Origin of the sequence: Nostoc sp. UIC 10630, from assembly GCF_010747425.1 — a bacterium.
Taxonomy (GTDB): Bacteria; Cyanobacteriota; Cyanobacteriia; order Cyanobacteriales; family Nostocaceae; genus Nostoc.
In genome coordinates this window covers 1-4318 of record NZ_JAAGOG010000356.1, presented here as the reverse complement: position 1 = coordinate 4318, position 4318 = coordinate 1, and the positions used below count along the sequence as shown (strand labels likewise).

Below are 4318 nucleotides of genomic sequence, written 5' to 3'. Positions count from 1 at the left end.
GAAGACACCGTTCGACTTGCATGTGTTAAGCATACCGCCAGCGTTCATCCTGAGCCAGGATCAAACTCTCCGTTTTGTTGTGTTTCGAGTTTGTGTATCCGAAAAATATTTTTTCGGAATCCTAGTTACTAATTTTGATTATTATCTTTTTGGAAACCCAAAAAGTAAAATCCTTTGACGAGGATTGGTTTTTCTTTAAGCTTTCAAAGTATTATGTTTTTCAGGTTCAGTGGTGGTTGGCTTCTCTCGCCTTTCCACTTAACTAGAGTAACTAGTCATCCCCTGGTTTGTCAAGGGGTAAATTTATTTTTTTTCTAAAAGGGCAAATCTCCTGGCTGGCATTACTTTCAGGTGAATGGCTTAAGCAATATAAGGAAGGCATAGACGAAGTAGCTGAACTTTACTGTGTAGATAATGCATATAGCTAGTTAGTGTTTCTAAATTGGCTCTGATGCAAGCTGACTGATTATAGTAATCATTATCGAAGAAAGGTAGGAGGCAGTTGCCTGAACTAACTATATATAAGAATATAAAAGCATAGTTGTTCCAGAGCCACCGGTTAAAGGCTCCCATTTTACAACTAGATGCCTACCCCAAAAGATTCGTTACAGTGAGTCTAGCGCTGTAGACGGATTTCACAATTTATAATAAGTTTTTGAGAAAAAGCTAAAAACTAGACTAGGCAATAAATACAGATGATCCGACCGCGTAAGGTCTTTGCTCAACATTGGCTCAAAAGTGAAAAGGCGCTCGACGCAATTATTAAAGCAGCGGAGTGTAGAGAGTGCGATCGCTCCGTCAAAGGCGATCGCATCCTGGAAATTGGCCCTGGAACTGGTATTCTAACTCGTCGTTTATTACCCTTAGTGCAATCTCTGATTGCAGTTGAAATAGACCGCGACTTATGCCATCTGTTGTCAAAGCAACTGGGTAAGACTGGAAATTTCTTATTGCTGCAAGGCGATTTTCTCACCCTGGATTTACCATCTTATTTGGTAGCCTTTCCCAATTTCCAAAAGCCAAACAAAGTAGTAGCCAATATTCCCTACAACATAACAGGGCCAATCATTGAGAAACTACTGGGTACGATCGCAAATCCTAACCCCGAACCATTTGACTCTATAGTATTGCTGGTACAAAAAGAAGTGGCAGAAAGGTTGTATGCTAAACCAGGGTCAAAAACCTTTGGGGCGTTGAGCGTGCGGGTACAGTATTTGGCTGAGTGTGAGTTAATCTGCACAGTCCCAGCCTCTGCATTCCATCCAGCGCCAAAAGTTGATTCAGCAGTGGTACGATTACGTCCCCGAAAAATAGAAATACCAGCGCTTAATCCCCGACAGTTAGAGACTTTCTTAAAGTTGGGGTTTGGTGCCAAGCGCAAAATGTTACGAAATAATTTGCAATCTGTTATAGAACGCGATCGCCTGAGCCACTTACTGGAACAATTAAAAATAAATCCCCAAGCCAGAGCTGAAGATATCAGCGTTCAGCAATGGGTAATCCTAGCAAATGAACTGGCAGTAGAAAGTGGGGAGCAGGGAGTAGGAATATAGATGACAAGATAAAATAGATTTTTTCCCATTCCCCAATTCAGCATTCCCCATTCCCCATTCTTATAAAATGCGTTCCTACAGCCTAATTGCCCCTGCTAAAATCAACTTATATCTGGAAATAATTGGGTATCGCCCTGATGGTTATCATGAGTTAGCCATGATACTTCAAAGTATCGGACTTTCAGACAAGATTGATGTGCGTTCCATTAGCACTGACAGCATTCGTGTTCACTGCAACCACCCACAAGTACCGACAGATAAAAGTAATCTGGCATACCGAGCAGCAGAATTAATGGTCAGGCAATTTCCCGAAGCCTTTGCGAAATATGGCGGTGTGGAGATTACCGTCAATAAGCAGATTCCTGTAGCGGCTGGGTTGGCTGGGGGTTCGACGAATGCAGCAGCTGTGTTAGTGGGTATAGATTTACTGTGGAAGTTGGGATTAACTCAGTCTGAATTAGAAGAGTTAGGAGGTACACTCGGTTCAGATGTCCCATTTTGTGTAGCGGGTGGAACTGCGATCGCAACAGGTAGGGGTGAGCAACTTTCTCCCCTACCGAGTTTAGATAACATATATATAGTATTGGGGAAATACCGCAGTCTGGAAGTTTCTACACCTTGGGCATACAAAACCTATCGACAGCAGTTTGGTCATTCTTATATTAGAGAGACCGATAATTTGGTAGCACGTGCTAGTGCAGTTCATTCAGGAGCAATAGTAAAAGCTATCTTGCATAAAGATACGAGAGAAATTGCCCAAAAATTGCACAATGATTTAGAGCGTGTGGTATTGCCAGCCTATCCCCAAGTTTTGCAGTTGCGAGAAGTGTTTGCAAATCAGGAAGGCGTGTTAGGAACAATGATGTCCGGTTCTGGCCCAACAGTATTTGCTCTTTTTGAGTCTCAACAGCAGGCAGAACTCGTTTTGCAGCAAGTAAGGGAAGCAATTATTGATGAGGACTTAGAATTATTTGTAACTCAAACAATTACGCATGGTATTAAAGTGACATCATCTGTTTAAATAATTATTTTTCATTAATTAAAAATAATGTCCCAACTAAAAATCTGAAATCCAAAATCCTATGAGTGACCAAAATTTAACGCCACAAACGGATACTAAAATGCCGGTAGCAGCAAGTCCGTTACGCTGTCTAATTGGGGCAGTAATTTCTGGAGGAATGGGATATGCAATGTATTCGCTGATGATTGCGATCGCTACAAATTTTGCTGCTAAACCCCTCCATTCAATTAATCCATTAGTAATTAAAATTTCCTCTGCTGTTCGGACTCTGGTTGTTGGTGTAGTTGCTTTAGGAAGCGGAATATTTGGTATAGTAGCAATTGGTTTGTTGGCTCTGGGAGTGCAATTATTAATGCAGCAGTTGAGCAAGCAAAAAAGTAGTGAAAACTAGTAATTTGCTTTTAATCAGCAACCTAAAGGTACAAGTTTTTCTAATGCACCATGATTTTTGATCAATTGTAGCTTCGCGTTTTTAGAAGACTGAAAAAGTTGTTGCTGTTTTCTCCAAGTTTTGGGAGAAAGCCCGTGGTGTTGACGAAACTGACGAGAGAAATGACATGTATTTTGATAGCCCAGTGCAATAGCAATCTGGTCGATTGTCTGATTAGTATCTCTAAGTAAAGGACGTGCTGCTGCCATTCGACGCTTAACAATCCAAGCGTTTACAGTTTCTCCTGTTTGTTTGGCTACTCGGTTAGTCAAGTAAGCAGGCGAATAACCAACCGCAAGAGCCACATCAGACAAAGTAATTCCTTGGCGATAATTAGCTTCAATAAAGTCGAAAACCGCTTTCAGTTGGGGAACAGATGGAAAAATAGACTCAGAGTTGAACGATGAAGGTGGTGATTGAGCGGCTTGATGAGAGTTAGTAGCGTACCAATACCTCAAAAAAGCTTGCTTTTCTAATCGGACAGTGATCGCTCTGAGCAAATCTTCTATACTAGAGGGTTTAGTCAGATAATCATCCGCTCCCAACTCCATACCTTTGCGAACATCTGTTTGAGTATTACTCCCAGTCAAAAAAATGAAAGGAATAATTGCTGTGTGAGGATCTTGGCGCAACCTAGCCAAAACGGTGTAGCCATCCATATCTGGCATTTGAATATCGCAAATCACTAAGTCGGGTAAATGCTGTTGTGCTTTCTGGATACCAGCTACTCCATCTTCAGCACCTATGGTGTCAAAACCTTGAGCCTCAAGAACCTCTAAGAAGAGATTGCGAGTAACAGCATCATCTTCAATTACAAGAATTTTTTTCGACGATTCGTATCTCATTTTTCCATCACTAGGATTTTTGTGGCAGGGAATGATGACCAAATTCTATGCCGAGTCATTTGTCAAAAAAGTTATGTGTGTTGAGTTGAAAATGATTATTAATTAACAACTCAGAACACTACCATTAGGAAACCAGCAAATCTCTAATTCTGGCTGTAGCACCAATGAAGAGTTAGATTGAACTAACGTAATAAAGGCCAGAATCCATATCCCTAGTCACTCGGTTAAATAAGTCAGTGCTATAGCCATTGATGAGTTGCTAATCATAAATTTCTAAAATCATCATGGTGCTATTGGCTATTTATAAATAAATGGAATTCAAAAGAATCAGAAGTTATTTAGTGCTTTTAAAGATAATTTTAACAATAAAAAGAGAGATTTTTATATTGGTAATATAAAGATATTATTGCTAGATACATAAGTAAGCACTATCTTACTATTCATTCAATATTAGAAGAGTAAACTAGTG

The 4318-nt window shown here is 40.2% G+C and carries 4 protein-coding genes and 1 rRNA gene; 3 read left to right on the top strand and 2 right to left on the bottom strand.

What is annotated here, in order from left to right; genetic code table 11:
- Positions 1–76, bottom strand: a 16S ribosomal RNA gene (locus tag G1O98_RS37160); the annotation flags it as partial.
- A 619-nt stretch (positions 77–695) separates the two neighbouring features.
- On the opposite strand from G1O98_RS37160, the gene rsmA reads away from it, so the two are divergent.
- The 3 genes from rsmA (at position 696) to G1O98_RS37145 (ending at position 2965) form a co-directional block, all read left to right on the top strand.
- A complete protein-coding gene (gene rsmA, locus G1O98_RS37155) occupies positions 696–1553 on the top strand; it encodes a 16S rRNA (adenine(1518)-N(6)/adenine(1519)-N(6))-dimethyltransferase RsmA (RefSeq protein WP_163939329.1) in 858 nt (285 codons plus the stop codon).
- Between the two features lie 67 nt (positions 1554–1620).
- Positions 1621–2574, top strand: coding sequence for a 4-(cytidine 5'-diphospho)-2-C-methyl-D-erythritol kinase (ispE, locus tag G1O98_RS37150; protein ID WP_163939327.1), 954 nt, complete (start codon positions 1621–1623; stop codon positions 2572–2574).
- A 61-nt stretch (positions 2575–2635) separates the two neighbouring features.
- A complete protein-coding gene (locus G1O98_RS37145; protein ID WP_163939325.1) occupies positions 2636–2965 on the top strand; it encodes a DUF3082 domain-containing protein in 330 nt (109 codons plus the stop codon).
- A 14-nt stretch (positions 2966–2979) separates the two neighbouring features.
- Here the strand turns inward: G1O98_RS37145 and G1O98_RS37140 are convergent, their stop codons facing one another.
- On the bottom strand, positions 2980–3849 hold the full coding sequence (locus G1O98_RS37140; RefSeq protein WP_163939323.1) for a response regulator: 870 nt from the start codon (positions 3847–3849) through the stop codon (positions 2980–2982).
- Positions 3850–4318 lie beyond the last annotated feature (469 nt).